The organism is Paraburkholderia sp. BR10923 (assembly GCF_040948765.1).
Lineage (GTDB): Bacteria > Pseudomonadota > Gammaproteobacteria > Burkholderiales > Burkholderiaceae > Paraburkholderia > Paraburkholderia youngii.
On the sequence record NZ_JBFPKO010000043.1, the window covers coordinates 1 to 26,392 of the forward strand.

The following is a 26,392-nucleotide window of genomic DNA, read 5'->3' on the forward strand; positions in this document are numbered from 1 at the left end:
GCAAACGCCCGCGTGCAATGCCCGCAAGGGCCAAAAACCAAAGGATGACCGTCGGCTTCACGACCTGAACACCTCTACATCGCCGACACGTCGCAAATTCAGCTGCTTGTTCAGCGTAGCCCTAAGCGGGGTCAATCTGCTCATCATTCGGGCAAACCGTCGCGCAGCGGCCGCGCATACTGGGCTCTGTTACCCGCGTCCACGACGCATCGACCCGCCGGAGACTTACCGAAGCTCAACTGGCCGCTCTGGCTGGCGCGCAGGCGTAAGGCACAACCGTTTTTCGCGTCTCCAGGACGCATCGACGCGCCGCATCCGCGGCACATCCAGCTCGCCCCTCAGGGACCACGTCCCCCGGGGGCGTTGTTTCGTGGGGCTTTTCCTTTTCAGGTACCCCATGAAAGTCTCTGCCTCGCAACTTCGCGAACTGCTCATCACCTACATTCCGGCCCGTCTTCCGGTGCTTATCACTGGGGCTCCGGGCATTGGCAAGAGCGACATCGTCGCTCAGGCGGCTCAGGAAACCGGACATGACCTGCTCATCAGCCATCCCGTCGTTGAAGACCCGACGGACTCGAAGGGCCTGCCATTCCCTGACGGGAACGTCGCCCGCTTCCTGCCGTTCGGGGATCTCGAGCGCGCATTGAGAGCGACAACGCCGCTGCTCTGGTTCCTTGACGATCTGGGCCAGGCATCACCGGCAGTGCAGGCGGCAAAGATGCAACTGCTGCTGGCACGCCGCATCGGCGAGCACGCGCTGCCCGACTGCGTCACGTTCGTTGCGGCCACCAACCGGCGCAACGACAACGCGGGTGTCTCGGGCATTCTCGATCCCGTCATCTCGCGTTTTGCGACGGTGGCCGAGCTTGAGCCTTCGATCGCCGACTGGACGGACTGGGCGGCGCGCAGCGGTGTTCCTGCCGAACTGATCGCGTTTCTGCGATTCCGGCCGGATCTGCTGTCCGTGAAGAAGACCGCGCGCGATATCGAAAACGCACCGAGCCCCCGAACATGGGGATTCGTCGCGAAGACGATGCCGATCGTGCCGAAGTCGCTCGAGCTGGTCTCCTACGCGGGTTCGGTGGGCGAGGCTGCAGCGACCGAACTGATGAGCTTTCTTGCCATCTACCGCGAGCTGCCGTCGCCGGACGCCATCATCCTGTCGCCGGACACGGCGCCGATCCCTGAGACCCCGGCCGCGCTGTACGCGGTCAGTTCGGCGCTGGCAGCGCACTCGACCGAAGGAAACTTCGAGCGGGTGCTGACCTACAACCAGCGGCTGATCGACGTAGGCCACCGTGAATTCGGTGCGCTCCTCGCGCGTGACGCCGTGCGTCGCAAGCCCGAACTGGCGAGCACCCATGCGTTCATCCGCGCGCAGGGTGGCGAGATCGGAAAAATCATCCGCGGCGAGTAAGCCGCTGCCTGTTGCTTCATCCGTTGTTCGTTCTGCCACGGCCCGCCTCGCGCGCCGTGGCTTTTTTCTTTCTGCTCAATCCAATCCCTTTCTATTCTGGAGTTTTCCATGAACATCACTGAACTGAAATCCCGCGTCATGCTGTCGGCCGTCACGGTATCCGCCTGGCAGGCGCGCTGCTTCGACGTGAAAGCGACCGAAGAAGTCGAAAAAAACCACCAGGCCAAGGACATCGGGCGCTTCAACAAGCGCCTGCTGCCCGAGCATGCGCCGAGCTACAAGGAGGTGGTTTCGATCGGCAATCGCATTCGCCGCTATCACTACGACCACTCGCTGAAGTACGAACAGCTGGGCGTGCGTCTGCTGCCGACGGCGATCTACATGGGCTTCGCCGACCAGATGCGCAAGATGAAGGATGAGTTCGATCTCGCCGTTTCCGTCTTTCTGACCGACTACCTGAATCTGAAGGAACAGGCACGGGCGGAACTGAACGGGCTGTTCAACGAGTCGGACTATCCCACGTTTGCCCGCATGTCGGAGAAGTTCGGAGTCAAGCTCGCGGTGCTGCCGTTTCCTGACGCGAGCCAGTTTGGCGTCGATCTGCCGGCCGACGTGCTGACGGATCTTCGTTCGGAAATCGACCAGCACGTGCTTGCCTCGATCTCGACGGCGAACAACGATCTGGTCGGGCGTCTGTACGAGGCCGTCTCGAAGCTGGCCGACAAGCTGTACGGTGCCACCGATGTTCGCCTGGGCGTCACCAACCAGGTGCGCGAACTGTGCGAGCTGCTGCCGAAGCTGAACTTCACGAACGATCCGAAGCTCAGCCACATCCTCGAACAGGCGAAGACGCATCTCGCGGTTCACACGGGTGCGGATCTGAAGGAGTCGAGCGTGCTGCGTTCGCAGGTCGCGGCCAAGGCCTCGGAAATCGAGGGGCTGATGGCAGCGTTCATGGGTGGGGCACCGGAGCCGGTGGCGAATCAGCTTTCGACGTTCGCGCCGCTGGAGCAGGTTGTCCAGCCGGAGCCGACGCCGCTTCTGCGACTCGTCGCCTGAGGTGGCCATGGACCCGCGCATCTCGAAGCAACGCACGGCGCTGGTCCTCGACCAGCCGTTTTTCGGCGCACTCGCTTTGCGTCTGAAGGTGGTCGAAGAACCGTCGTGCAGGACGTTCTGGACCGACGGGGAATCGCTGGGCTACAACCCGGCGTACCTCGGCGGCCTTAACGATCTGGAGACACGCGGCGTCCTGGCGCATGAGGTTCTGCACGTGGCCAACGGCCACTGCTGGCGCCAGGGCGATCGCGATCCGAAACTCTGGAACGACGCGTGTGACTATGCGATCAATCCAATCGTGCTCGACGCAGGCATGCTGCTACCAAAGGGCGTGCTCGTCGATGCCCGCTTCAAGGGCAAGTCGGCCGAGGAGATTTACGGCATCCTCGCGCAGGAGAAGCGGCAGAAGGAAAAGCAGCAGGGCAACGGTAAGAAGGATGGTGGCAAACCGGATGCGCAGCCTGGCGAGCAGTCGACTCCACAGTCAGCTCAACAGCCAGGCAGCACACCCGGGGGCAACAGCCCGCCGCAATCCGCGGACGGCGCGACCACACCGTGCGCAACACCCGGGTCCGGCACTTCTCCCGAGGCTGCTCCCTCCTGTGGCGAGGTCCGTCAATACAGAGGGGACGACAAGGCGCAGAAGGAAGCTGACTGGAAGGTCGCCGTCCTGCAGGCCGCGAAAGCGGCGAAGATGCGGGGCGGGCTGGGCGGCTCTCTGGAGGGTATGGTCCAGGTGGCGGCGGAACCTGTGGTTGACTGGCGCGCGATCCTGCAACGCTTTGCGCAGGAATCGTCGCCGACTGACTACACTTTCGCGATGCCCAATCGCCGGTATCTGCACATGGGGCTATATCTGCCGTCGCTCAACGAACCGGCGGTTGGCGATGCGGTGTTCGTGCGCGATTCCAGCGGTTCGGTGTTTGACGAGACGCAGGCACAGTTCGACGCGGAAATCCTCGTTGTGAATGAGACTGTGCGGCCGCGGCGGCTGATCGTGCTGGATTGCGATACGCGTGTAAAGCAGGTGCAGATCTTCGAGCGCGGCGACGCGGTCGAACTGCTACCGGTGCGTGGCGGGGGAGGCACTTCGTTTGTCGATCCGTTCAAACGGCTGGCCGACGAAGGCATTCAACCCACGTTTCTGGTCTATCTCACCGACATGGATGGAGCGTTTCCGAGCGATGAGCCGTCCTATCCCGTCCTGTGGGCCTCGACCGTGCCGCTCAGGCGCGCAAAGAAGGCACCTTTTGGCGAAATGATGGAAGTGGTCTGCTGACGGGCGATGTCTGCCACGTGTTCTGAACCCAAGCCCGGCGATTTGCCGGGCTTTTTTTCGTCCGGGAAGGCCAAAGCCCGATTGCACGCGTTGCACACAACCGTTTAGGGCCCGCGGGATGGACTGGAGCCAAAATTATCCAATGATTTCAGTGTTCTGGGGCCATGCTGCCCGTCCGAAGGCTGGCGAAAACCGGTCGAAAGCCGTCTGAGCCGGCTCAGACACCTTTTTCTAAATAAGAAATAAACCACAGCCATTCGTGGACCGATTCGCCAGATTCTCTCAATAATCGAATTAATGCGCGAGGAAAATTCTTGATAATCAGGAACCGGACTGGATGCCAGAACTATGCATTGATCCGAGGATTTCTTTGCCTTTCGCATCAAAATGCTGGTGGCTGCGGCGAACAAGTACCGGCCACAACGTAGTCTCTGGAGCCCCCGCCTACGCGCGCTTGCGCGCCCTCTGATCGAATGCCTCACCGGCACGGAACCGCTCGAGTCGGTCACTTGCGTCAGCGACAGCCGAGAGCGGCGCGCGACGCAATTGTTTGTCGTAGGTCGAGACGATCGCCGCGAATTGCCGGAAGCCAGTCTCGTCCAGTGACCACACGCCAGATTCGCGACCGCGATCGAAGGCCGAAGAGATCACCTCCTCGGCGTGCTGCATCTGCTCGAAGGTCGCTTCGCCGTAACCTGCCTCTGCCAGGAATCCTGTGAGTATCATGGCCTGGCAAAGCGTCTGCGCCGCGCCTGCGTTGCCGCGTTCGCGCCGCATGACGTCGAGCGCGATGTGAACCTGCAGACAAAGACGGTCGACCTCGGCGCGGGGCATCGGCAAGAGGAGGGTCCTGTTTCGACGTGCACGTGCAGCTGCTGCGGTTCGTGCAAACGGGATCGTTCGGGCCATGGTCTTTTCAACGAGTGTCGAGGGGCGAATCGTACAACACACTTCGAAGCGCGGCTTACCCGAAAAGCTAGAGGTTTTACTGCGCCATTTCAGGTTAGGCGTCTGAGCCGGCTCAGTCTACGGATTGCGCGATCGTTGCGTCGCACTCCATATTCAATCTGTCCTGTGCCCGACATATCGGTAAAAGCTCATCGATTTGATCGTTCTTTCGCTCTGCTCCAGGTTGGCCAGCCCTGAAAAATAGCAGCATGTCCGAAGCTGCCGAAAATCCCCTGCTCAAGGTGCGCCCGCTCGAAGAGAGTGCGGTGCAGATGTTCTTTGCATCCGTCGAACCGCTGCGGGAATACTTCGAAGCACGCGACGTCGCCGAAATCATGGTGAATAACTTCGACAATGTGTGGATCGAGCGACGCGGGGAAATGCATCGCCTTGAGCTCACGCTGAATCAGGCGACTTTAAACGGTGCGATCCTTTCGCTCGCCGCATCCGTCGAAAAGTCCGCGAAGGCCGGCACTGCACAGGGCATCATTAACGCTGGCCACAAAGGTCTGCGTATCGCGGCAGTCATGCGGCCCACGGCGATCGACGGACATGCGATGTCGATCCGAAAGCACAGCGACAGGCATCTCAGTCTCACCGACTACGTCGCAATGGGTGCGTTTTCGCGCGTGAATGCGCGGCATGAGCACAACGACGATGAGCTCTTTTATCCCGGTATCGAGAATGAAGGCCTGATGGCAGCCGTGCGCGAACTGATCATTCGCCGCAAGAACGTGCTTGTGGCGGGCGGAACGTCCACCGGGAAAACCACATTCGTCAACGCACTGGCTGCACAGGTGCCGCAAGACCAGCGGGTCATCACCATCGAGGACACGATGGAGCTGAAGCTGCGCGTGCCAAATCTCGTGCGGTTCCTGTCGAACCCGGACAAGGGCGTCACCACACAGTCGCTCGTCGCGCTGTGTCTGCGCTTTCGTCCCGACCGGATCATCGTTGGCGAAGTACGCGGCGGTGAAGCATTTGACTTCATCCAGGCACTGAGCACCGGCCACGATGGCGGCTTGGGTTCAATTCACTCCAATGATGCACGGGGCGGTTTGAGCCGTCTGGAAAGCCTCGCGATGTTGGGCATTCCTCCTGGCAGTCGTTGGGACCTTGTCGACATGCGCAAGGCCATTGCCGATTGCTTTCATTTCGTCATCCATCTGCGCCGCACCGGCGAGTTGCGCCACGTTTCCGAGATCGTCGAGATCAAGGGGTTCAAGGACGGGGACTATGTCCTCAACCGCGTCTTCTAACAATAAGGAGTATGTTCAATATGAAGTCCCTCAATTCCGTGTCATCGCGCCTGCGAACACTATCGATCACCGCATACCAACGCTTTCTGAGCCGACGAGAGATCCGCTCGACCATCGTCGCGGCGAGCCTCGCTTTCTTCGCGCCATTCGCTTCGGCCGTGAGCCTGAGCGATCTGGGCGCGGCAACCGATCTGATCTGTCTGATCCAGGCATATATCAGCGGCCCGTGGCTGTATGGGATCGGCATCGTCCTGATCATCGTCGGCGCCGTCGCGATCGCGAACTCGGAAAGCACCATCGGCAAGATCATCTCTTCGGTGTTCGTCGGGCTAGGTCTCGCCGCCTGCGCGGTGAACATCGTCAAGAACCACATGGGCGTTAGCTATACCTGTGCGTGAGCCAACGAAAGTCAGTCGCGGCCTGTCGCTTCCCCGGCAGATGGGCGGTGCCGACCGTGGCCTCGCGATCGCGAACGGCACACTAACGCTGCTGCTTTGCTATACGAGCATGACCTTCGCGTTCCTGCCGGTGGGATTCATCATCCATTGGGTGCTGCGCTGGAAGAGCAGCCGCGACCCGTGGTGGCGCGACGTCATGCTCGTCTACAACCACTATCCCGACATCCACGAGCCGCTTCCGTCCGCGAAATTCTCGGCCCGGTTCAAGCGGCCGTATGGTTTTGACCAGGACCTGCCATGCTGAAACGAATTGTGCGCCGGCCGGTGCAGGAGATCGCGCCATGGGCGACGATGGTCACGCCGGAACTAGTCCTCGACAAGGACGGGTCGCTGCTGACCTGTTACACGTTTGAAGGGGTTGATGCCGATTCACCTAACGCCGACGACATATCGTCGGTGCGCAACAACCTCGACAATGCGTGCAAGAATTTCGATCACCGCATTACTGCATGGTGGCGGCTCTCCCACCGTCGCGTGCAAGGGACTATCGACGGAGATTTCGCAGCGGACATCGACGCATACGTCGACCGGATCAACCGTAGCCATGTGAGCAGCGGGAAGTACTTCCGCAACACCCACTCACTCTCGCTCGCCTACACCCCGGAAACAGGCATCAACAAGGTATTCGAGAAGGTCGCCTATCACATGACGGTCGGCGGGAAGTCGATGCTGTCCGCTCTGATCGAGACCGCGAAGGACACGTTCCTCGCTCGTAGCGCCTTCGTTTTCGACCTTGAGCGCATGACATCGGACATCAAGCGCTTCGAATCGATTCTCGACGCGTTCAAGGGGGGTGTGACGCGTCTGAAGGCAAAGCGTCTCGAACTGCAGCACTCGTTGGCCTATCTGCATCAGACAGCCAATCCGTCCGTGCCGCCGCGACGTGTGCGCTACCCCGTCACGATGCTCGATACCCACCTCACGGAAAGCACGGTTACCTATGGCGCCGAGCACCTGATGTTCGAGTCGGCGCACGGCGTGCGGTTCGCCAAGATAGTCGCTGTCAAGGAATGGATGGGCTTTCAGGAGGCCGCACTCGATGTGCTTTCGGAAGTCGACGCGGAACTCGACATCTGCGTGATGTTCCGCTTTCTCGATGCCACCAAGGCGAAGCAATGGATTGACAAGATCCGCAGCTTCTACAAGATCGCGGTGTTCAATCCTATGGCGATCATCAAGGCCTATTTCTCCAAGGAAGAGCAGAAGAACGACAAAGGTCGGATGATGCTCGCGGAGGAGGCCGAGGACGCGCTAGCGAAGATTACAGCAAAGGGGCAGCAGTACGGCTTCGCCAACATTTCTGTAATCGTGTACGGCGACACCGTCGAAGAGTGTGACGACGCCACGCGCGAAGTGGTCGGCCGCATCGGCAACGCCGGATTCGGTGTCGTGCTGGAAAAAGATAACCTGGCGGCCGCGTGGAACACGACGCTGCCGGGCCGGTGGGACAAGCAGAAGCGCCTGCAATTCGTCGAGACACCGGCCGTCTCCGACATTGCCCCTGTGCGCAGCGTGGCCGAAGGCAGCACTGTCAATGCGTGGCTGACGCAGCAGTCGGGCCAGAAGACCGGTCCGCTGACCATGCTTCCCACGCGGCATAAGACGCTGCAGCGTGTGAACCTGCACCGTCCGGGGGGTGCCTCGCACCTCCTTGTGCTGGGCCCGATCGGCATGGGCAAGTCGATCATGCTCAACTTCCTCATGTCGCAGACGGGGCGTCACGGCGCCCGACGCGTGCGCTTCGACAAGGACAGATCAACGCGCATCCCGACGGTACTCGCAGGCGGGCGCTTTATCGACGCAACAGGCCGCTTCGAAGCGGCGACCTCCGTCAATCCGCTGTCCCTTCTGTGCGACAAACAGCATTACCCCTACGTCGCCGAATGGGTGCAGATGGCCATCGAGGACGACACCTTCCGCTGCAACAAGAACCAGGAGCGGGAGATTTTCGAAGCGGTCAGCACGCTGGGCGACGGTTACGGTCCTGAGCGATGGACCTTGTCCTATCTGAACACGATGTTATCGATCGAGTTGCGCGAGCGGCTGGCCGTGTGGACGAAAGGCGAAAAGAACGGCCGGTTTTTCGATCACGTCGAGGACGCATTCACGCTGTCCGATGACCTCTCCATCGAGATGGGCGATCTGTTCAACAACTTTCCGGTCGCTGCGGCGCTCTTCATGGACTACGCCTTCTACCGCATCGCACAGTGGCTGGACGGCAAGCGCTACACCGTGATCGAGGTCGAGGAAGTGGGGTTCTTTTTCCAGAACGAACGCTTCTATAAGCGGCTGGAAATCTGGGCCGTGACCATCCGGAAGCTAAACGCCACGCTGATGATGGCGACGCAATCCCTTGCCCAGGTCGCCCGTATTGCGGACTTCGAGGTGCTCAAGGAAAACATCCCGAACATCATCTACCTGCCTAACCCAGACGCGAAAAACAACCTGCACCTGTATCGCGACAAGTTCGGCCTCACGCTGGACCAGATCCAGATGATCGTGGATGCCGCGCCCAATCGCGACTACCTGTGGGTGACACCAGATCAGACCCGCATGCTACAGGCGAGCTTCCCGAAAGAAACGCTCGCGGTATTGCGCTCGGACGGCCGCGCTCAGGCTGTGCTGGACAGACATTTCAGGTCCGGCGATCTGAATTGGCGAGATGGGTATCTAGCCGAAATGATGACACTCGATTGAGGAAAACCAGCATGAAGAAGATTCTCGCGAGCCTGGCGCTGACAACGGGCATCACACTTTGCCTCTCCCAACCAGCATACGCAATGATGACGGTGATCGACCCGTCGAACCTCATCCAGAACACGACCACCGCACTTAAAGCCGTGAAGACAGAGGTCTATGAGGACACAAACATCGTCTACCAGTATCAGATGATGGCCAATCAGCTTCTCCAGGCAACCAATCTGGACCCGACAGCGATGAAGGCCCAATACGATCAAATCACCGGCGACATTTCGAAGTACAAGCAACTAGCCGAGAACGCGACCAGTCTTTACGGTGACCTGCAGAATGGCAACCAGTGGCTATCGCACGTCCAGACCATGATCTCCCGATCGGGCAAGTCGAATGAGCAATGGTTTGCCGACATGGGCACGCTCTACTCCCAGCGAGACAGCCAGGCGACGCAACTGATGCAAACCGGAAACAACGTGCTTAGCCACATCCAGGCGCTCGCGCAACGGCGTCAGGATTTGCAGTCGCAGATGTCGCTCACGCCGACGGCGCAGGCAACCGCGGAGTTGACGACTCATTATCTCGACATCGTCTCGAGCCAGTTGAGCGACATGCTGCAAATGACGGCGAACAAGACGCAGAAAGACGCGCAGCAGCAATCGGCGGACAACGCAGAAGCAAAAGCCCGATCGGATAACGCCAAGGCTTTTCTTGACCAGCAGGCGGCTGAGCGCGCGGCGTACGGCAACTAGGGGAGTGCGGGATCAAGATGACGCTGCGCAATCTCAAACACATGGCCATTGCCTGGCTGCTCGCTTTGCTGACACTCAACACGTCGCCGGCATTAGCGGATGCGTCGGCGTCGGCGCCGGTGTCAGCCAGTGGGACGGCCGCGAACCCCTATGTGAGTCAGGGAGAGACGGCGGCCGGAAATGCGCGTGCGATCGACAAGATCACCGCGATGTTTTCCTCGATCATGGACACCGCGGTTAGCGCCTCCCAGAGTATCCAGCAAGAATCCGACAAGTTCGCCAGCGGGCTCGCGGTGATCACAATCGTTCTCGCGGCAGTGCGCTTCGGTGCGACGAAAGACCCTGTAATGGCGTGGGTCGCGCTTTTCGAAGAACTCGGCATCCTTGGCATCTTCGCGTCCATTTATGTGGGTTTCGCAAGCTGGGCACCGAACTTCTACAAGTGGTTCGTCTCCATGGCGAATGACATCGGCGGCGCAAACATGACGAGCGCACTCAGCATTATGGGCAGTGCGGCCGGACAGGTCTTCGATTCGGCCGTTCAGGCATGGTCGGGGATCGGCTTCAAACTAACGATGATCCCCGATGTCGTTATCGCAACGATTCCGCTGTTCTTCGCATGGGCACTCCTGTCTGTCACGTCCATAATCTTTGTGTTCTTTATCAACATCGGGCAACTACAGTTCGCCGCGGGCGTTGTGATGGGCCAGATCGCGTTCGCGCTTGGCTTTTCCTCATTCACTCGCGGCTATTTCAAAAGCTGGCTCGATTACATGGTCAGCGCGGGCATGTATATCGTCGTGGCGGCGATCCTGATGCGGCTCGTGACACACAATATGGTCAACGCTGTGCAGGACGCTGCTCAGCTAGGCCTCACGACAGCCGGCGCCGCCGCGCAGGTGTTCGATCTCGCCTTTTTCGTATTCCTCGTTTCATTCGAGATCCCGAAAATTGCCGGCATGTTTGGTGGGGGCGCGAACGCCAGCGGCGCAATCATCGGAAAGATTGCGAAAACGGCGACTGGGGGTCTTGTATGACGCTGCACGCATCCATGGAGAGCGAAGCGCTACTCACCCAGCACCAACGACGTGTCGACCTGATCGCGCAATGCGCCAACGAAGTCAGCAAGGCCGATTTCGAGCGCAGATGGATGAGCGTCCTTCGGTCGTGCGCCGCGTGGTTTGCTTCGCTGCCGCTTAGTCCCGAGCTCTACAGGGAGCCAGGCGGGGCTTTCCGTTGCACCGTTGAGACTGCTTTCTATGCGATGCGGCTGGCTGGCGGACAGAAATTCGGCACCAGCCTGCCCTCGGAGAGGCGCCGCCGCATCGAGCCGCAATACAATTACGCGGTGTTTCTCGCCGCAGTGTGTTCCCGGCTGGACGAGCCCTACCGGCATTTCATCATCGAGCGCGACAGGAATCGGCAGGCGTGGAATCCGTCGGTGAACGGTGCGGCGAGCCCATGGCTCGCCGGTTCCGACTATCGCATCTGCCGTCGGGAACAGCCGTTGCCCGTTGAGCGTATGCGCACAGGGATGCTGGCACAGGTTCTCGTGGGTTCCGAGCTACTGGCCGGGCTCGATGGCGAGGTGCTTTCCGATCTGTTCGGCGCAATCAATCCGAGCATGCAACCCCTCGGGGCCGAGTCGCTGCTGCATAAGGTGGTTCGTCAGGGGGTCGCCACTTCTGACGAATTCGATCGCAAGGCGCAACGCGCGGTATTCGCGCCCGTCCAATTCGACGTACCGTCTGCCGTGCATGTAGCGGCCGAGCTGGAGCCCGTGGTCGTTCCCGCGCCCGCTCCGGTGCAATCCGTGTCACCTGCCGGGCCGTCGGCGGGAGCGTCGTCGCCGCAACCCGTGGTCGCTCCTATTGATGCTCCGGTGCCGCCGGCGAGAGCGCCGCAGGCGCATCCGCAATCGCCGACCGTTCCTGCCGACAGCGTCGGCCCGTCGTCGCAAACGTCGCATGAGGTGTTGAGCTGCGCGAGCCCGATCGAAGCCTCCGGCGTCGCGCCACCGTCTGCCGCAATCGATCCGTCAACAATGAAGGCCGCGGCCCAGCCAGCCCCGGTACGTCGCGAATCGGAGCCGCCCGCGGCGTTCGAGGAAGTGCTCAAGGGCGTACCGAATCTCGTGCGCGAACTGTTTCAGGCGCTGCGCGAGGACGTTGCCACAGGAATTGCGTCCGTCCAGTGGAACGACAAGGGACTGGTGCTCCAGAAGCGTCTAGTCGGGGGTTATGGCGTAAGCAGCAGCACGCTCGTTGAACATATGCGCAAGCGCGGCCTGATGGTTGCCGATGAAGCCAGCCAGATCACTCTCACCCCGCGCGCGGGCCAACTCATTCTCGATCCACCCGCATGATCACTCCTTTTATCAATCATTTCAGGCCGATCTATGAGTTGCGTGCAGCCGCTTTCTGGCTCGCGGCGATTGTCCTACTGCCTCTATCGGGCATGCCCTACTCGTGGGTATTTGGCCTTGTTGCACTCGCTTTCCTTGCCGTGCGCTCATTCCAGATCTGGCGCGCATTGAAGTTCCGGATGGCCATTTCAACGAAGTGGCTCACGACCCTTCCGATCCCCAGGCTGTTGCAGATCCAGCAGCGCATGAAAGAGGAGGCGAACTCGATGTACCTGGGCATCGGGTTCGAATGGACGCAGAAGCATTGCCAGATTGCACACGACATCCTGCGCATGCCGACGACTGACATTCCGGGGTTGCCGAAATGGTTGAACAGGACGAAGACCGGGCGAAAGATTGAGGAGGCGATTGAAAGCATCTTTGCACCAAAGGACAGTGTTCGCGACCGGATGCCTCAGGGTGCATCGTGGATCCACGGGCTTGAGCCAAAGAAGGCTCTCGTCCCTTTCCACTACAAGTCGATGGGTGGCCACACCGCCGTCGGCGGCACGACCGGCTCGGGTAAGACGCGTACCTATGAGGTGATCTCGACGCAGGTCATCCATCTGGGCGACGTGCTCATTAACGTGGACCCGAAAAACGATAAGGACTGGAAGCTGCGCGCCGAACGCGAAGCGGCCAGGACCGGCCGGAAATTTCTCTACTTCAATCAGGCCAAGCCGTCAGAGTCCGTGCGTCTGGAGCCGCTAGATAGTTGGTCGCAGCCGTCCGAAATTCCCAGCCGCATTGCGCAGTTAATGGAAGAGGGGCCATTCCGTGACTTTGCGTACCTGTTCATCAGCCGGTCGGTCAATGGGGAGCTTTACATCGGGGACAAGCCCAATCTGCGCTCGATCCTGAAGTATGCACAGTCTGGCATTGCGACGCTTCTGGAAAAGGCGCTGCGCCGGTTCTTCGCGGAAAACAGGCTGACAGACTGGGAGCAGCAGGTCGCGACAGAAACGACGCGCCAGGGCCAGCGCAACAACGCGGCGACGCTGGTCGACGGAATGATCGCGTTGTACAACGCGAGGTTCGCATCGCAGGAGCGTGGTCATGAAGCGATCGACGGGCTAATTGCCACACACACGCACGATCGCGAGCACTACATGCGCATCATCGCATCGGCCCTTCCATTGCTGCAGATGCTCGCAACCGGTGAGACGGGTCTCATGCTCGCGCCGAAGGTCGACGATTTTGACGACGAGCGAGAGGTCTGGACCATTGAGAAGGTAATCCGCCAGAAGGCGATACTGCATATCGGCCTCGATTCCCTGTCAAACAGCATTGTCGCAAAAGCGATCGCGTCGATGTTGCTGGCTGACGTTTCAGCTGTCTGCGGCTCGATCTACAACTTCTACGAGACGCCGCCAGACGTGGTACTGATCATCGACGAGGTGGCCGAGGCGATCAACGAACAGGTCATTCAGATCCTCAACAAGGGACGAGGCGCCGGTTTCAAGGCGTTTGTCGCATTCCAGACGCGCGCAGACCTCGAGGCCAAACTTGGAAACGCCGCGAAAATGCTGCAGGTTTTGGGCAACCTGAACAACCAGATAATCCTTAGATTGGAGGATACAGATACAGCACAGTGGTTCTCGGATAAGGTCGGAGAGACTGCGATCCGCAATATCACGATCACTGGCAGTACGAGTACAGGAACCGAGGCGCATATCGGCGAATTTACCGGTGGCGTTTCACGTTCTCTTCAACTGGAGAAAGCGCCGCTGATCCCAATCCGCCTGATTCACAGTCTGCCCAACCTGCAATATTTCATGCGCATCTCGGGCGCCGCCGTGTATCAGGGCCGTATTCCAATCCTTCAAGGCTGAAAACCTACGCATGTCTGCCGTATTCAAAAAAATTATTCGCGAACACAAGCTATCGTCCCGCCTGATTCCCGTCTTCACGCTGGCGCCGGAGCTGGAGCTCGCCTGCGCACGCGTGGCCGATTTCATCGGGGAGAAGTTCATGGGTGAATCTGAGCCGCTTATCAAGGAGATGCTCGACACAGCGATCGCATCGTTCAAGCGCACGCGCAAGACCGGCAACCCGCACGTAGCCTTCATGCAGGGGCTTTTCAGTCACGCAGAGCGGCTCTACGCGCGGCGTTACGTGGCACGCGACGGCGAGCGGTACCACGTGTGGCCGCCAATGCTCGAACCCGTCACCGAGTTCGAAGCACGACATGAGGCGCGCGGAACGGAAATGGTCGACGAACGATGCCCGGAGAACATCACGCAGCGCTCCGCCGCCTTCCAGCTTGCAGCGCGCGCACTGACGGGCGAAAACTTCCGGCTCTACTTCGAGGACTACGATGTCGCTCACACGTTTTCTGATCGCGAAGCTGGCGAGAGTTGATGTGGACGTGGCGCGGCGGGCGCTCGCCACGGCGCATTCGCAGGACGTAATGGATGAGTCCCGCCCCGCTGAGTTCTCGCGCGGCGCTGGCGCGCGCGCGTACGGTATGGCCCTGTTCGTCTCCCGTCGTCCCGTCCACTTCTACATGGGTATGTTCGGCCTGATTCTGTTTCCGCTTTACATGCTGTCCCGGCTTGGGTCTGCGCTCATCGAGTGGGGGATTGCCACCTATGGCCAGTAGCCGATTCGTTTCGCACGTCAAGTGGTGGTTTTTCCTTGTGCCGCTGCTGGCCCTCGTCGTCATGCCTGCGCTTCCGGATCGCTCGCTGTTTGCTGTGCCTGCGCAGGAAGCGCAGTCTGTCGAAGACGTACTGGGCGTTGAGCGTGCCGATGACGTACTTTCGCTTACCAATGCACGATTCAGGCGCTGGTTCGTCGACACTGGCATCATCCGCTCGACGCTCGATGCGTCTGCATCAGGGGAAATCGGAGAGGCTGGCGTGTCCGACTTCGCCCGCTCCTGGGTACACAACTTCTGGCTGGAGGTGTATCGGGTGATCTATCGCGCGAGCGTCATGAAGCTGTGGCTGATCGGGACTTTCGTTTTCTGTGTCGCGGCTTTCGTTGATGGTTCCGTACGACGCAAGGTCCGGGCCTCGGCCGCCGGATTCGCGAGTCCGCTGTCTTTCCACCTCGCTGGCCACGGGATTCTGCTTGTCTTCGGGGTAGCGTTTGCGGTTCTAGCAGCGCCATTCCCGGTCCTCGCCCAATACTGGATCGCAGTCGCCGCGGTGCTCGGCGCGCTGCTGTGGAAGGCGGCCGCCTCGTTCCAGTAACACTTTTCCCGGAAAGCTGCTGAAAACCGGATAGCTTTCCGGGTTAGGAATCTGAGCCGGCTCACGGCTCCGGTCCTTCGATGCGCTGCCGTTCCCAGCGTCACGCCGCGATTCCATCCCTCAAATTGAACCGACACCTGGTCTTCATCAGGTCACCGCGGGTCAGCAACAACGCAAGCTATCCATCCCGCGAGTGCCATTAGCCGAATGGCGGACGCTTCATCCCCAAAAGCACAACAAAATCGAACATGTTTCGGGCGTATCTGGCTGCGTGGCGTCGTAACAATAAGGTCGTACCGCGCGCGTGGGCGCGCACTTTCCACAGGAAACCACATGACCACCATCACGGAAGAGGCAAATCTCGACGCTGCCAGCAATCCTGCGGCTGCCGAACTCACAATGTCACATACGCCTACGAACGGCGGTAATGATGGTGCCGCGGCGGGCGCTCCGGTGGAGAGCGGTCCGACAATCAGCGACGGTGCGGACGGTGGCGAGATCGAACTCGAACTGCAGCAGATGGAAGACGCCGCGAACACCCTTCACAGGGAAGGTGTGATCAGCGACAGCGAAGTGGACGAAAAGCGCGAGCAGGTCGCACGAACACGCAAGATGTTCCGTGAATTGTCCCCGGCTGAGCGCGCCGCAATCGTGCAGCGCCGCCGCGAGATCGGCCGTGAGCTGATGAACCGGCAACTGTCAGGCGCGGCCGTGGTCCGGGCCGCTGTGCGCCTGAATCACACGCGGCTCAAACCGCTCTTTGAGCAATGGTGGCCGTATCTGAACCGCATGAGCATCAATATGCAGCGTTTCGGCCGCTCGACGTTCGGTGCGGAGGATCAGGGCACGCTCACCGCCTTCTTCGAAAAACACGTCGGCGAACTCGAGGCCTACGTTGACGAGCAGCTGAATGTCGCCGAAGGATTCCGCGTAAAGACCGAAGCTCGATTGCGCGAGCAGGGCGATATCGTGTTTGCGCCGAGTGTCACCAAGCCATCTCTGGCAGTCGAAGTCGAGGCTTATTCGCGATTCTCGATGCGTGTGCTGTCGTTGCTGACGAAGTTCGACCACGTGATGGATCATTTCGACTTTCTCGTCTGGAACGGGGTGCGCGATCAGTCCGACATCGATGAGGAAACGTCGCGTTTTCTGCGCAAGTTCCACCCGGTTGGCTTGCGAGGCTATATGACACACCTGCGTCTGATGACCACGGTGCGCGGCCGCTAACAGGACGGCCAACATGCTCGACGGGCTCAATCCGCAACAGCGGGAGGTCGCAGAACAGCGGGGGCACTGCGTCGCGATCGCGTGCCCCGGCGCGGGCAAGACCAAGACCATAGCGGCGAAGGCCGCGCTACTGCTATCGGACCCCGCTGCGATCGTCGGCGCGGTCACATTCAGCAAGGATGCGGCCGTCGAGCTGCGCGACCGCATTCTTGCGCTCGCTGGCGACGGCACCAGGAAGCGCCTGATCGCAGGCACGTTTCACTCGCTTGCATTCAGGCAACTGGGCAAGCGCGATATTGCGACTGATGGCGACCGCATGGCGCTGATAGCGCGAGTGATCGCCGAGCTGGGTCTGGACTGCAAGCCAGAGGATGTCGTGCCCGTCATCGAGGGCATCAAAACCAATTTCGGACGCGTCGAGGCGGGCACCGGCGACGCGCAGATCTACGAAGCCTATCAGGCGTCGCTGGAGCGAAACGGCAAGATCGACTTTCAGGACATGCTACGACTGGCGGTCGCCGGCATGGAGGCGGGGGACATCGAACCGTATCACTTCACCGATCTGCTCGTTGACGAATTCCAGGACACGGACCCTTTGCAATATCGCTGGGTCGAACTGCACGCCAAGGCGGGGGCCAACGTCACCGTAGTTGGCGACGACGATCAGAGTATCTATGGCTTCCGTGCCGCACTCGGCTTCAGGGGCATGGAAAGCTTCGCAACCACGTTTAGCGCCCAACGGGTGGTGCTCGGGAGTAACTACCGTTGCCACGACGAAATCCTCTCAGCGGCTGATCGCGTCATTCGCAACAATGCAGATCGCATTTTGAAGGTTTTGCGAGCAGAGCGCGGCCCGGGCGGCGCAGTCATGGCCAGGCGCTCTGATGACGAATATGCGGACGCCGTCGCGGCAGTCGAGACGTTGCAACCGCTGCTGAAGGCGGGCAAGTCATGTGCAATCCTTTCACGCACGAACCGCATTCTGGACCCGATCGAAGCCGTGTGCCGATCGCATGGTGTGCCGTACTTCCGCGCCTCCGGCAGCTCCGTGTTGAATCGCCCGCAGGGCGCGCTGATGTGCAATCTGCTGGAAGTCGCCGAAGGGCACAAGCAGAACGGGCTCGACGCGGTCTTCGGCTACATGGGTGTCAGCACGCCCCTGCTTGGCGTCCTGCACCGCGATATGGGGACGGTGCTCGTCCAGCGTCAGAAGAAGGATCTGCTGGCGCTCGGTTTGCCAGAAGATACGGCGACGGTCTATCGCGCATTCATGAAGCGGCTATGCGAATGGCAGGAATTGTGCGCGCGGCGGTTCTATTCGCTGGTGCTTGACGGTGTACACGAACTGATGTTGACGTATGCGAAGAACGACCAGGCGATCCGGGCGATCCAGGGCACCTACGACGTACTGTCGCGCCTGTCGGGGACATTCGCCGAGCGCATCGAGTTTCTGCGGCGAGAAAACAACAAGCCGGCTGAAGGCGCGCTAGTGCTTACCACAATGCACAGTTCGAAAGGGCTCGAATGGGACCACGTGTGGATCTCACGCGCCGAAGAGGGTGTCGTTCCTGATGAGAAAAGCACCGAGTCTGAGGAGCGTCGCCTGTTTTATGTGGCGATGACGCGTGCTCGCGACGGATTGACAATCGCGACGATCAAGAAAAATCCCGTCTCCCGATTTGTCATCGAATCTGCGATCCAGTAGGCATTGATCCGCATGCTCAAACGACTGTTACACAGACTCGGCTACACGCCGGCCTCAACTCTGAGCCTCGTCCCGCACAGCGCTGCCCAACACGGTGAGCGTGCCCTGCATCAACTGCACGCCGATGGATTCCAGTGGTCAAATGCCAGAGCCGACGCGCTGTGCGCCTGGCATGAAGACGGCGAGGGCTATCACTACGCAATCGGCCGCGAGGACTGGGCGCCGCTCGCGGTCGTCGGACTCTCGTTGATTGGCAACGGTCAGTGCAGGGCGTGGCTCGACGAGACGGTACAGGCGCGCCTGGGGATCGGTCAAGATCTGCTCGCGTCGTGGCATGCAGCAAACAGACCGGTGCTGGATGGCTTGCGCGCCAGCCTCGATGCATGCACGTCCCCGGATGCCGCAGCGTCGATGTCCGGTGCAGAACGGGACATCGCGCCGCTCCTCAAAGCAGGTGAAATCGCTGAACTGTTCGCGCTCACGTGGAGGCGATATCACCTCGCCTCGCCGTTTAGCAGACTTGGTAATTCGGCCCCGTACAACAGGCTCGCTGTGCATCATGCGCTGCGGATCGCGGCACAGACCAACCTTCATGCACTTGAGCGGGCACTGGAATGGCTGACGTTGTGGCTCGAAGCGCGCGGCATGAGGGTCGACCGCGAAGCACAGTCGGTTGAACTGCCTGGCTATCAGGCGCTATATTTCCAGTCAGATGCCGGAATGTGGCCGTGATGCGGAGCCGCGGGAAGAATAAGGGGCGCTGTGCGCCCCTTGTGTTGTTGCCCTTTCCGGGCTGAATGTTCGTCAGCGATTAAAGAGCCACATTGTGCAGCTTCAGGACAAGTCGATAGTGAGAGTCGCCTAGCGGCACGTCGATTGTCTGGCCGTCTGCGACCACCACGTTGCGTTTCTCGACGATCAAACCCTTCGTATTCACGACTTCGGAACGACAGTCGGCTGGCCCGTCTTCGGACTTGCCGACGAATTCCGTGTCCTGAACGCTGACCGAAACCATCGCCTTGTTCCCGTCGACCATGGCCGGTGCGATAAACAGGGCGCGGCCGACAAAGGCGCTCTCGCTCCTAGGAGTGGTCGTGTTGCCAACCTTCGTACAATGACCGTAGCCGATGTTGTCGCCGTTCGAAATGACAAAGGCGGCTTTACCATCGTTGCCAATGATCGATGTGCCAGTCACGATCTGAACGCCGTCCTTGTAGAGCGCTGCGTCGAGCTGCTCTTGAACTGGTGCTGTTTCGGCCTGTGCGCTGGCCATGAACGCGCCGGCAACGAGGAAAGGGCTAATAATCTTGCTGATACAGTGCATCATGGAACTCTTCTGGTTGAAAAATGTACCTAGGCGCATCATCAGGAGTTCGATGCGGCGCGTGACAACTGCTGAACGTTGCTTGCAGCGTTCTCTATCGTCAGATCGCTCCTGCGCTTGACCTGCCCTTCAAGTGACGCACGCGGGCCGAGACGGATCGTCCCGTAGTAGTAGACGTTGCCTATCACGCGGCCATTGATCTCTAGAGCGCCGCGGGCCCGGACGTCGCCTTCGACGGTTCCATCCACCCTGACATACTCGCCTTCGACCTGACCCTTCACCATGCCTCCCGGGCCGATGTGGACGAGGCCGGAACTTGAAACGACATTCCCGTCCACGATGCCGAAGTTACTCATACCGTGATCGAGGATGACGTCACCGTGGATCGATAGCCCCGCGGACAGGAGCGTGACATTAAGCGGCTGTTGCTTCATCGGTCGCCTCATCAGAATAGCTGCACATCGCCCGACTTTGAGCGCTGTGCTTTGGGTTGCGCTGGAGCGGCCGGCTCGGCGATATCGCTGTTTGCAGTGGCCGCCGCGTGGCGGGTAAGGCGATGCAGAGGACGCAGGACAGCGCGCGACTCGGCTCTCGGAGCATCCTGCGCCGATCCGCCGGGAACCGCTTTCGGCTGCGTTGTGGCGGGCACAACTGGGGGCGTGGCCGCCGGCTGGTTGTTATTCGGGGCATCGGTCACCTTCGGCGCAAGTTCGGAGGGCTCTGTTGCAGGCGACGGCGACGCAATCCCATTGACAGAAGTAGCGGCCGGCGAAGATCGCTGCATCCGAATGGGGGATGCTGCTGCGCTTACGGCAGAAGCATGCGGAGCCTGGGAGGCTGGAGCAGCCGGTAGAACCGATTGAGAAGCGAGAGTGCGGGCATCGACGTCCGCGAGTGCGGACTGAGCCACCGGTCTGTGCGTGTCGAGGTCACTCGACACAAGCGGACGTGCGGGCGCCACGTTGATCGGCATCGTACCGTCGGAGTTGCCAGCAGGAACCGGAGACGGCTTCGCCGGGTTGGGTGCGACCGGCACTTTCGGCGCCACGACCGTCTCATGCATCGCGCGCCAGATACGCGCGGCGCTTACTCCACCGCCTGCAGCTAAAGCGGCAATAGCAAGCGCGAGGACTGCAGGCTTGCCGGCCTTGCGTAGCACAGCCGCAAGTTCAACAGCGCGACTGCGGGCGAGCGGAACGCGGTCCGGCGCAGGCAGGACGGGCATGGCTGCCGTATGACTAGCAAGGTCGATGATTACCGGCTGCGTGCTGTACTGCGCGTGCAGCGCCTGAATTTCCCTTAGATTCATATCTCTCTCCTGTGACAGTTCGAGCGTAGCCAACCAGCGGCGATGTCAAGCCGCGATGGGGCTTTCCGGGTCTGCTCTGGAAGGGCGGGCGTTACTGCTCGCGCCGCTCGCCGTCGAAGTCGTACTGATCGTTGTCCGGCATGCAGATCTGCACGATATGTTTGAGCCTGCGCTCGGCGTTGTTGAGGATGCGGGCGCGTTCCTCACCTGTGATCTTGCTGCTGACGACGCGTTCGGTTGCGCGCGCATACACGCGGTCGTACTGCGTGAGGCACCGGACCAGCAACCCGGCCAGAGGGCGGGTGATCGTCAGCTCGATCAGGTCATGTGGCAACTCGATCGGGCGGGCTTCATGGCGCAGCAGCCATTGCTCCGTCTTGCGCAACCACTCTGAAGTCTCCCGCAACGCCGTCTCGAGTGCGCGCACTTTTCCCCCTCGCGCGACCGCGATCTTCGACGCGCAAAAGTTGTAGTCGGAACGAATGTAGTTCCGCGCGAACAGCGACGAATAGCGCAGCACGGTTTTCGCATCCGACTCTGCGTTAATGCGCGCAATTCGCGAATCGCTCGTGAGGCGTTCGATGGGCTTCAACCCGCTACCGGGTACGGCAGGCGTTGACTGTTCAGTTGGCGGGGCGACGGCCATAGCTGGAGCATCCGGTGCTATGTCTGGACGCGGGTCCGGCTCCTGTGTCTGTTCAAGAACTGCGGCCATGGGATTATTCAGGGTGGTCTCTCTCACCGGCCATTTTGCGGGCGCATGTCAGACGATATACGGTCAAAAGCTATGCCGTTTTCGTGATCTTTCGGGGGATTTGCGGCAGCGTTTTGGGCAATACTGACTCTACTTCTCGCGTCCCTGACGCATCGACACTGACCCGGCTAGCCCGGAGTCCATCTTCTGTCCAAGTCGTGCCCTGCGCATGCTCCGACCAGCCGGCAACTGGTGTGGAATCTTCTGCTGATGAGCGCCTAGCCCGCGTTCCCCATTCATTCAGTCATAAAACTCGTTGCCGGCCGCATTCACTTGCGCCGCGACATCGTTCGGACCCGGATCATTCGGGTGTTCTCTCTCCAGAGCCCGTCTGGGTAGAACGATCGTAGTGGACTGAACCGTGATCCTGCGGCGGAATGAATTTTCCGAAAATGGGCTGTTGCGCAGCGTGACCATGCTGCGCGGGAACGACCTAACGTTCCCGACTGTGAGCCTCACGGCTCCCTGAGCGCCACGACCCCAGAAGGGTTGTGGCGCTCGGGTCATTTCATCCGAATCCCGAAGCGCGCTCCTCTGACCGAGGAACGCGCTTTTTTTTCGTCCTTCAGTTCCTGTCCCGTACGGAGGTCTTCCATGCTTCCCGACCGTCTTGACCAGCGCATTGCCCAGGCGATCAGCGACACGATCGCCCAGGAACGCGCATCTGCAGATACCGCGTCGCCAGCATGGCGCACGCGGTGCGAGGTAGCACGGTTCGCGACGTTCAGCGATCCCGAGCGCCGCGTTTTTCTTTCACATGTTGCTGAACGCCGCGGCGAGGCGGCGGCGCACGAACTGGAGCAGTCGGCCAGCGAGTTGCGCACCACAGCGATCTTTTTCCTTGCGAGAAAACCCTCATGAATGCAGTTCCCAGCATGCTCAACGGCCCTGTGCGCAGTGTCGTTGAAGAACGGGCCTTGCGCCCGCCGGTGATCGGACACATCCGGCCCGGCATCAAGGTGCTCACATCGAAAGCCCGAGCCAACAGTCGCGCCGTTGACATCTACAACGACATGGTTGCGGCGGGTGATTCGTTCGACACGATCGGCAAGGTGATCGAATCGAAGTGCAACCTGAAAAACGCACTCGCGCCCAAAAACACACCGTATTTCACGTGTCGCCGCTCGGACTTCACCAATCCCGTCGTCGCCGACGAAGTCCTCAGGCTGTATGGCGAGGATCGTGGCGAGGGACTCAAGCTCTATCGCTTTCCAGTGCTGTTCGCGTTCAACGACTGGATGCAGAACCTGCCCAACCAGATGGCCGTGTACGGCGCCAATGGTCGAAAGTTCTTCTCGCAGTACGAACGCGATGGCATCCGCTATTGCATGACGTACGCGAAGATGGAGCGGGATCAGCGGGCGCAACGCGCGGTTCGCCACTTCGGCGGCCGCACCGTGATCCGGCGGCAGGATGAAGCGATTCCTGATGGCATCTGTGACCCCGAACAGTGTCCGCAGTATCAGGCGCGACATTGCAACATGTCAGCGAGTTTCATCTTCGCTGTGCCGGACATCAAGGGGCTGGGCCTCATCGAGTTGCCGACGAATTCGATCTACGTGCTTCAGAAGGCTTATTCGGCCATGCAGACCGTGCAGCTTGCCAGAGGCAAACTGACCGGGACGCGTTTCTGGATCACGAAGCGCGAGTTCGACATCACACGCATCAACGAAAACGGCGAAGCGGTTCGGGCAAAGCAGCTGCTCACCGTTCTCGACGCCGACATCGACATCGGTGCGCTGCTCGACGGCGCCGATGATGCGGTGCCGGCAATCGAAGCGGCTGGCCAGGCTGTCGCACTGCTCGAGGCCGGTGGCAACGTTGTTCCCCTTGGCGGTGGCTTTCCAGTCGCCGTTGCTGATGAGGGAACACGCGGTGAGAGCTCTGTCGACGACAGCGACCCGATGGCAGACCAACAGGCATCCGGGCAGCAACAGCCGGTACAGGTTGCAAGCGGTGCCGAACCGGGTCATGCATCGAACCCGCCGTCATCGCAAACTGACGCCAGCGCGGACGATGCAGTCGAAACGCTCGCCGACAAGCTGGACCGTATGTCGGACCTGCTGAAGCGTCTCGGGTTAAGCGCGGAAAACCGGAAGGAAGATTTCCGGGTCTTTGCGCACACCACCTATGGACGTGGATGGGTCGAGCGGCCGCAGGATGTCGACAGCATGAACGAGCGTCTGGAGAAGGCACTGACCGATCGAGCTGCACTCGATCGCGAGATCGCAGCGACCAGGCGGACGACGTTCTTCGACTGACCGCTTTCATCCCTTTCCACAACCTTCCTGCCAGCCCTTCGGGGCTGGCTCTCTCCGTACCCGTAGCGAGAACATTTCAGCAAGCTGGTGTTTGCTCAAGTGTTTTCGACCGCGCATTTGCGCATCGAAGCCATGCCGCTAGATGCGGCCATTTCCCTGTTATTCACAAAGGAGTTCGTCCGATGCGCACGATCGGGAATTACACCGCGTTTTTCGGCGCGGACGATGTATTGAGCAACTGGCATCCGTGCCGTTTCACCTACCACGGTGTCTCTTTCACGTGTGTCGAACAGTTCATGATGTACGCGAAGGCAAAGCTGTTTGATGACGAGACGTCCGCCGCGAAGATTCTCGCGGCGACTGATCCGATGACACAGAAGAAGCTCGGCCGCAAGGTCGCCAACTTCGATCTGGATACATGGGTCGCGCGGCGCGAATCGATCGTCTTCGTTGTCTGCCGCGAGAAATTTGCGCAAAGCCATGAGCTACGGTCCGTGTTGCTGGCGACGGCGCCGACGGTGCTGGTTGAGGCCAGTCCCTATGACCGTATCTGGGGCGTCGGCCTTGGCGAACGTGACCCACGCCTGACCGATGAGTCGCAATGGCGCGGACAGAACCTCCTGGGCATCGCGCTCATGAAGGTTCGGGACGCGCTCGCTGCGCACTGACGAAGATTCCTTCCCTGCGTCCTCCCGGGCGCGCATTCCCACAATGGCTGCCGATTGGCGGCCTTTTTCATTTCTGGAGGCGAAAGTGAAATTCGCGCATTTTTCTGACCTGCATTACGCGCCCGACAATCTGGCCGAGTCCGACCGTTGTTTCAGTTTCGCGGTTGGCAACGCGATCGACCGCGGCGCTCAGGTTGGCGTGATTTCCGGCGACTCGACCGATCACCGGCTCGATGCGCATGCGCCGTCGTTGCACGCGCTCGCGACCCAGATTCACCGGCTAGCCAACGCGATGCCTGTTCTCATGTTGCAGGGGACGTTCTCGCATGAGCCACCGGGCACGCTCGATAATTTCGCCCTCATGGGCGGCGTTCATCAGATCCATGTCGCGGATCGCGTATCTCAGGTCGCGCTCGTCGATGGGCGTTTCTGGGCATCGAAGGGACCAGTCTTCTCGGATGACGAACTGCGTCAGTTCATCGGCGTCATGCCCGAAGTGGTGTTCACCTGCCTGCCCACGGTCAACAAGGGCCAACTGGCTGCGAGCGTTGGCGCGCTCGAGGCCGGTACGGGACTGGGCGATGTGCTCGCCGCATATCTGGCGGCGGCGGGCCGGGTGAACAGGCAGCTTCGCGCAGCGGGGATTCGGACGGTGGGTGTCTCGCACGGTACGGTCAACGGCTGCACGACCGAGCACGGCGTCACGATGGCGGGGTTCGATCACGAGTTCTCGCTCACGGCGTTGTTCGAAGCCGAATGCGATGGCTTCATGCTGGGCCATATTCACAAGGCGCAGCAGTGGGAGCGCGACGGCAGGCTGGTCGCATATCCGGGCTCGATCGGCCGGTTTCACTACGGTGAAGAGGGCGAGAAAGGCTATCTGTCGTGGGACGTTGAACCGGCCAGTGCGTCAGCAACGCTCGTCGCAACGCCTTCGCGACAGATGATCTGCATGGACTTCGACGGACCACCGGACATGGCAAAGCTTCAGGAGCTCGCTGCGGACGCGACCGACAAGTTCGTGCGTGTGCGTTGGCAGGTCGACGAGGAGCATCGTCAGGTGGTCGATCGTGAGGCGATCAAGGCGCTGTTTTCTGGCGCCGCGGGCCTGAAGGTCGAGTCGCGCGTATTGCCGGTGGTTCGCAGCCGTGCCCAGGGCATCAGTCTGGAGACGACCGTCGAGGGGAAACTCGCACGCTGGTGCGAACTTTCAAGCGTTGACGCCAGCCCGCTTCAGGACCGGTTGCAGCTGCTCGCCTCCGGCGACGTGGAAGCGATCGCGGCCGGTGTGCTCGCCAGTCTTGCTTCCGGGCCCGAACCGCAGCCTGAAATGCCGCCTGAAATGCCGGCGCTCGCCACGGTGCTCACGCACCCTGCCGCATTTCTGGAGACGGCGGACGAAGTCACGGCCGCACCGGTCGGGACTGACACGAAGGCGACCGTTACACCCGCGGCGCTCGACTGGCTCAACGACGATCTGTTTGCGGCCTAGCCGCCATGGTGAGAGTGGCCCGTATGGCACTCTCGCGCGGAACACAGCTGTGTTCCGGAAGCCCGCCCGCTACGACAGGACCGCGGGCTTCCGGAACAAGGTTCACCCGCGTCCCTGACGCATCGATCGTAGTCTCCTGCATCCAATTTTTCTATAACCCTGGCGGGGATTCATCCCCTCAGGGATGC

Annotated in this window: 25 protein-coding genes; 21 read left to right on the forward strand and 4 right to left on the reverse strand. The window is 60.5% G+C overall.

Annotated elements, in window-relative coordinates; all coding sequences use genetic code 11:
* Nucleotides 1–397 precede the first annotated feature (397 nt).
* From AB3X94_RS38305 to AB3X94_RS38315, 3 genes are all read left to right on the forward strand, one after another.
* On the forward strand, nt 398–1,417 hold the full coding sequence (locus AB3X94_RS38305) for an ATP-binding protein (RefSeq protein ID WP_368593928.1): 1,020 nt from the start codon (nt 398–400) through the stop codon (nt 1,415–1,417).
* Nucleotides 1,418–1,525: 108 nt separating this feature from the next.
* Nucleotides 1,526–2,476 carry a hypothetical protein gene (locus AB3X94_RS38310; protein WP_368593929.1) on the forward strand — a complete coding sequence of 317 codons (951 nt, stop codon included), beginning with the start codon at nt 1,526–1,528 and terminating at the stop codon, nt 2,474–2,476.
* 7 nt (nt 2,477–2,483) lie between these two features.
* On the forward strand, nt 2,484–3,755 hold the full coding sequence (locus AB3X94_RS38315; protein ID WP_368614259.1) for a VWA-like domain-containing protein: 1,272 nt from the start codon (nt 2,484–2,486) through the stop codon (nt 3,753–3,755).
* Between the two features lie 444 nt (nt 3,756–4,199).
* Here AB3X94_RS38315 and AB3X94_RS38320 read toward each other — a convergent pair whose 3' ends face one another.
* The gene (locus AB3X94_RS38320; RefSeq protein WP_152854571.1) at nt 4,200–4,664 is read right to left on the reverse strand and encodes a hypothetical protein; all 465 of its coding nucleotides are present in this window, start codon (nt 4,662–4,664) and stop codon (nt 4,200–4,202) included.
* 248 nt (nt 4,665–4,912) lie between these two features.
* Here AB3X94_RS38320 and AB3X94_RS38325 point away from each other — a divergent pair, with 248 nt between their 5' ends.
* The 14 genes from AB3X94_RS38325 to AB3X94_RS38390 all read left to right on the forward strand — a co-directional run bounded on the left by AB3X94_RS38325 (nt 4,913) and on the right by AB3X94_RS38390 (nt 19,128).
* Nucleotides 4,913–5,962: a CpaF family protein gene (locus AB3X94_RS38325; protein WP_368593931.1), complete on the forward strand. Its 1,050-nt coding sequence runs from the start codon at nt 4,913–4,915 to the stop codon at nt 5,960–5,962.
* Nucleotides 5,963–5,982: 20 nt separating this feature from the next.
* Entirely contained in the window at nt 5,983–6,360 is a 378-nt protein-coding gene (locus tag AB3X94_RS38330) for a TrbC/VirB2 family protein (protein ID WP_368593932.1), read from the forward strand.
* Nucleotides 6,353–6,664, forward strand: coding sequence for a VirB3 family type IV secretion system protein (locus AB3X94_RS38335; protein ID WP_368593933.1), 312 nt, complete (start codon nt 6,353–6,355; stop codon nt 6,662–6,664). The genes AB3X94_RS38330 and AB3X94_RS38335 overlap by 8 nt, the downstream gene beginning before the upstream one ends.
* A complete protein-coding gene (locus AB3X94_RS38340) occupies nt 6,658–9,117 on the forward strand; it encodes a VirB4 family type IV secretion system protein (protein ID WP_368593934.1) in 2,460 nt (819 codons plus the stop codon). The genes AB3X94_RS38335 and AB3X94_RS38340 overlap by 7 nt, the downstream gene beginning before the upstream one ends.
* Before the next feature lie 11 nt (nt 9,118–9,128).
* On the forward strand, nt 9,129–9,863 hold the full coding sequence (locus tag AB3X94_RS38345; protein WP_152854566.1) for a type VI secretion protein: 735 nt from the start codon (nt 9,129–9,131) through the stop codon (nt 9,861–9,863).
* A 17-nt stretch (nt 9,864–9,880) separates the two neighbouring features.
* Entirely contained in the window at nt 9,881–10,900 is a 1,020-nt protein-coding gene (locus tag AB3X94_RS38350; protein ID WP_152854565.1) for a type IV secretion system protein, read from the forward strand.
* Nucleotides 10,897–12,228, forward strand: coding sequence for a TraI domain-containing protein (locus AB3X94_RS38355; RefSeq protein WP_368614260.1), 1,332 nt, complete (start codon nt 10,897–10,899; stop codon nt 12,226–12,228). The genes AB3X94_RS38350 and AB3X94_RS38355 overlap by 4 nt, the downstream gene beginning before the upstream one ends.
* Nucleotides 12,228–14,099 carry a conjugative transfer system coupling protein TraD gene (gene traD / locus AB3X94_RS38360; protein ID WP_368614273.1) on the forward strand — a complete coding sequence of 624 codons (1,872 nt, stop codon included), beginning with the start codon at nt 12,228–12,230 and terminating at the stop codon, nt 14,097–14,099. The genes AB3X94_RS38355 and traD overlap by 1 nt, the downstream gene beginning before the upstream one ends.
* A 10-nt stretch (nt 14,100–14,109) precedes the next feature.
* Complete coding sequence (locus AB3X94_RS38365) at nt 14,110–14,628, forward strand: hypothetical protein (protein WP_152854562.1); 519 nt, start codon at nt 14,110–14,112, stop codon at nt 14,626–14,628.
* Nucleotides 14,585–14,869 carry a hypothetical protein gene (locus tag AB3X94_RS38370; RefSeq protein ID WP_152854561.1) on the forward strand — a complete coding sequence of 95 codons (285 nt, stop codon included), beginning with the start codon at nt 14,585–14,587 and terminating at the stop codon, nt 14,867–14,869. Before AB3X94_RS38365 ends, AB3X94_RS38370 begins: the two co-directional genes overlap by 44 nt.
* A complete protein-coding gene (locus tag AB3X94_RS38375) occupies nt 14,859–15,464 on the forward strand; it encodes a DUF4400 domain-containing protein (RefSeq protein ID WP_152854560.1) in 606 nt (201 codons plus the stop codon). Before AB3X94_RS38370 ends, AB3X94_RS38375 begins: the two co-directional genes overlap by 11 nt.
* 333 nt (nt 15,465–15,797) lie before the next feature.
* Nucleotides 15,798–16,691, forward strand: coding sequence for an ATPase (locus AB3X94_RS38380; RefSeq protein WP_152854574.1), 894 nt, complete (start codon nt 15,798–15,800; stop codon nt 16,689–16,691).
* Between the two features lie 13 nt (nt 16,692–16,704).
* Nucleotides 16,705–18,396, forward strand: a complete 1,692-nt coding sequence (locus AB3X94_RS38385) for an ATP-dependent helicase (RefSeq protein WP_368593936.1) — start codon at nt 16,705–16,707, stop codon at nt 18,394–18,396.
* Between the two features lie 12 nt (nt 18,397–18,408).
* Nucleotides 18,409–19,128: a hypothetical protein gene (locus AB3X94_RS38390; protein WP_368593937.1), complete on the forward strand. Its 720-nt coding sequence runs from the start codon at nt 18,409–18,411 to the stop codon at nt 19,126–19,128.
* A 79-nt stretch (nt 19,129–19,207) separates the two neighbouring features.
* Here AB3X94_RS38390 and AB3X94_RS38395 read toward each other — a convergent pair whose 3' ends face one another.
* From AB3X94_RS38395 to AB3X94_RS38405, 3 genes are all read right to left on the reverse strand, one after another.
* Nucleotides 19,208–19,762: a hypothetical protein gene (locus tag AB3X94_RS38395; protein WP_368593938.1), complete on the reverse strand. Its 555-nt coding sequence runs from the start codon at nt 19,760–19,762 to the stop codon at nt 19,208–19,210.
* Nucleotides 19,762–20,154, reverse strand: coding sequence for a polymer-forming cytoskeletal protein (locus AB3X94_RS38400; RefSeq protein ID WP_368593939.1), 393 nt, complete (start codon nt 20,152–20,154; stop codon nt 19,762–19,764). The genes AB3X94_RS38395 and AB3X94_RS38400 overlap by 1 nt, the downstream gene beginning before the upstream one ends.
* A gap of 966 nt (nt 20,155–21,120) precedes the next feature.
* A complete protein-coding gene (locus AB3X94_RS38405) occupies nt 21,121–21,744 on the reverse strand; it encodes a DUF1845 domain-containing protein (protein ID WP_152854554.1) in 624 nt (207 codons plus the stop codon).
* 633 nt (nt 21,745–22,377) lie between these two features.
* Here AB3X94_RS38405 and AB3X94_RS38410 point away from each other — a divergent pair.
* The 4 genes from AB3X94_RS38410 (at nt 22,378) to AB3X94_RS38425 (ending at nt 26,204) form a co-directional block, all read left to right on the forward strand.
* Nucleotides 22,378–22,644 (forward strand): hypothetical protein, encoded by a 267-nt coding sequence (locus AB3X94_RS38410; RefSeq protein ID WP_013094719.1) that lies wholly within the window; start codon nt 22,378–22,380, stop codon nt 22,642–22,644.
* Nucleotides 22,641–24,044, forward strand: a complete 1,404-nt coding sequence (locus AB3X94_RS38415; RefSeq protein WP_368614261.1) for a hypothetical protein — start codon at nt 22,641–22,643, stop codon at nt 24,042–24,044. Before AB3X94_RS38410 ends, AB3X94_RS38415 begins: the two co-directional genes overlap by 4 nt.
* A 182-nt stretch (nt 24,045–24,226) precedes the next feature.
* Nucleotides 24,227–24,712 (forward strand): NADAR family protein, encoded by a 486-nt coding sequence (locus AB3X94_RS38420; protein ID WP_368614262.1) that lies wholly within the window; start codon nt 24,227–24,229, stop codon nt 24,710–24,712.
* Between the two features lie 85 nt (nt 24,713–24,797).
* Nucleotides 24,798–26,204 carry an exonuclease SbcCD subunit D gene (locus tag AB3X94_RS38425; RefSeq protein ID WP_368614263.1) on the forward strand — a complete coding sequence of 469 codons (1,407 nt, stop codon included), beginning with the start codon at nt 24,798–24,800 and terminating at the stop codon, nt 26,202–26,204.
* Nucleotides 26,205–26,392 lie beyond the last annotated feature (188 nt).

Excerpts from the sequence above, each read along its gene's own strand:
- AB3X94_RS38320 (WP_152854571.1), bottom strand. The coding sequence starts at position 4,664 with ATGGCCCGAACGATCCCGTTTGCACGAACCGCAGCAGCTGCACGTGCA.
- AB3X94_RS38315 (WP_368614259.1), top strand. The coding sequence starts at position 2,484 with ATGGACCCGCGCATCTCGAAGCAACGCACGGCGCTGGTCCTCGACCAG.
- AB3X94_RS38375 (WP_152854560.1), top strand. The coding sequence starts at position 14,859 with ATGGCCAGTAGCCGATTCGTTTCGCACGTCAAGTGGTGGTTTTTCCTT.
- AB3X94_RS38325 (WP_368593931.1), top strand. The coding sequence starts at position 4,913 with ATGTCCGAAGCTGCCGAAAATCCCCTGCTCAAGGTGCGCCCGCTCGAA.
- AB3X94_RS38385 (WP_368593936.1), top strand. The coding sequence starts at position 16,705 with ATGCTCGACGGGCTCAATCCGCAACAGCGGGAGGTCGCAGAACAGCGG.
- AB3X94_RS38365 (WP_152854562.1), top strand. The coding sequence starts at position 14,110 with ATGTCTGCCGTATTCAAAAAAATTATTCGCGAACACAAGCTATCGTCC.
- AB3X94_RS38340 (WP_368593934.1), top strand. The coding sequence starts at position 6,658 with ATGCTGAAACGAATTGTGCGCCGGCCGGTGCAGGAGATCGCGCCATGG.
- AB3X94_RS38380 (WP_152854574.1), top strand. The coding sequence starts at position 15,798 with ATGACCACCATCACGGAAGAGGCAAATCTCGACGCTGCCAGCAATCCT.
- AB3X94_RS38410 (WP_013094719.1), top strand. The coding sequence starts at position 22,378 with ATGCTTCCCGACCGTCTTGACCAGCGCATTGCCCAGGCGATCAGCGAC.
- AB3X94_RS38370 (WP_152854561.1), top strand. The coding sequence starts at position 14,585 with ATGTCGCTCACACGTTTTCTGATCGCGAAGCTGGCGAGAGTTGATGTG.
- AB3X94_RS38305 (WP_368593928.1), top strand. The coding sequence starts at position 398 with ATGAAAGTCTCTGCCTCGCAACTTCGCGAACTGCTCATCACCTACATT.
- AB3X94_RS38350 (WP_152854565.1), top strand. The coding sequence starts at position 9,881 with ATGACGCTGCGCAATCTCAAACACATGGCCATTGCCTGGCTGCTCGCT.
- AB3X94_RS38400 (WP_368593939.1), bottom strand. The coding sequence starts at position 20,154 with ATGAAGCAACAGCCGCTTAATGTCACGCTCCTGTCCGCGGGGCTATCG.
- AB3X94_RS38415 (WP_368614261.1), top strand. The coding sequence starts at position 22,641 with ATGAATGCAGTTCCCAGCATGCTCAACGGCCCTGTGCGCAGTGTCGTT.
- AB3X94_RS38420 (WP_368614262.1), top strand. The coding sequence starts at position 24,227 with ATGCGCACGATCGGGAATTACACCGCGTTTTTCGGCGCGGACGATGTA.
- AB3X94_RS38330 (WP_368593932.1), top strand. The coding sequence starts at position 5,983 with ATGAAGTCCCTCAATTCCGTGTCATCGCGCCTGCGAACACTATCGATC.
- AB3X94_RS38345 (WP_152854566.1), top strand. The coding sequence starts at position 9,129 with ATGAAGAAGATTCTCGCGAGCCTGGCGCTGACAACGGGCATCACACTT.
- AB3X94_RS38405 (WP_152854554.1), bottom strand. The coding sequence starts at position 21,744 with ATGGCCGCAGTTCTTGAACAGACACAGGAGCCGGACCCGCGTCCAGAC.
- AB3X94_RS38310 (WP_368593929.1), top strand. The coding sequence starts at position 1,526 with ATGAACATCACTGAACTGAAATCCCGCGTCATGCTGTCGGCCGTCACG.
- AB3X94_RS38355 (WP_368614260.1), top strand. The coding sequence starts at position 10,897 with ATGACGCTGCACGCATCCATGGAGAGCGAAGCGCTACTCACCCAGCAC.
- AB3X94_RS38395 (WP_368593938.1), bottom strand. The coding sequence starts at position 19,762 with ATGATGCGCCTAGGTACATTTTTCAACCAGAAGAGTTCCATGATGCAC.
- AB3X94_RS38390 (WP_368593937.1), top strand. The coding sequence starts at position 18,409 with ATGCTCAAACGACTGTTACACAGACTCGGCTACACGCCGGCCTCAACT.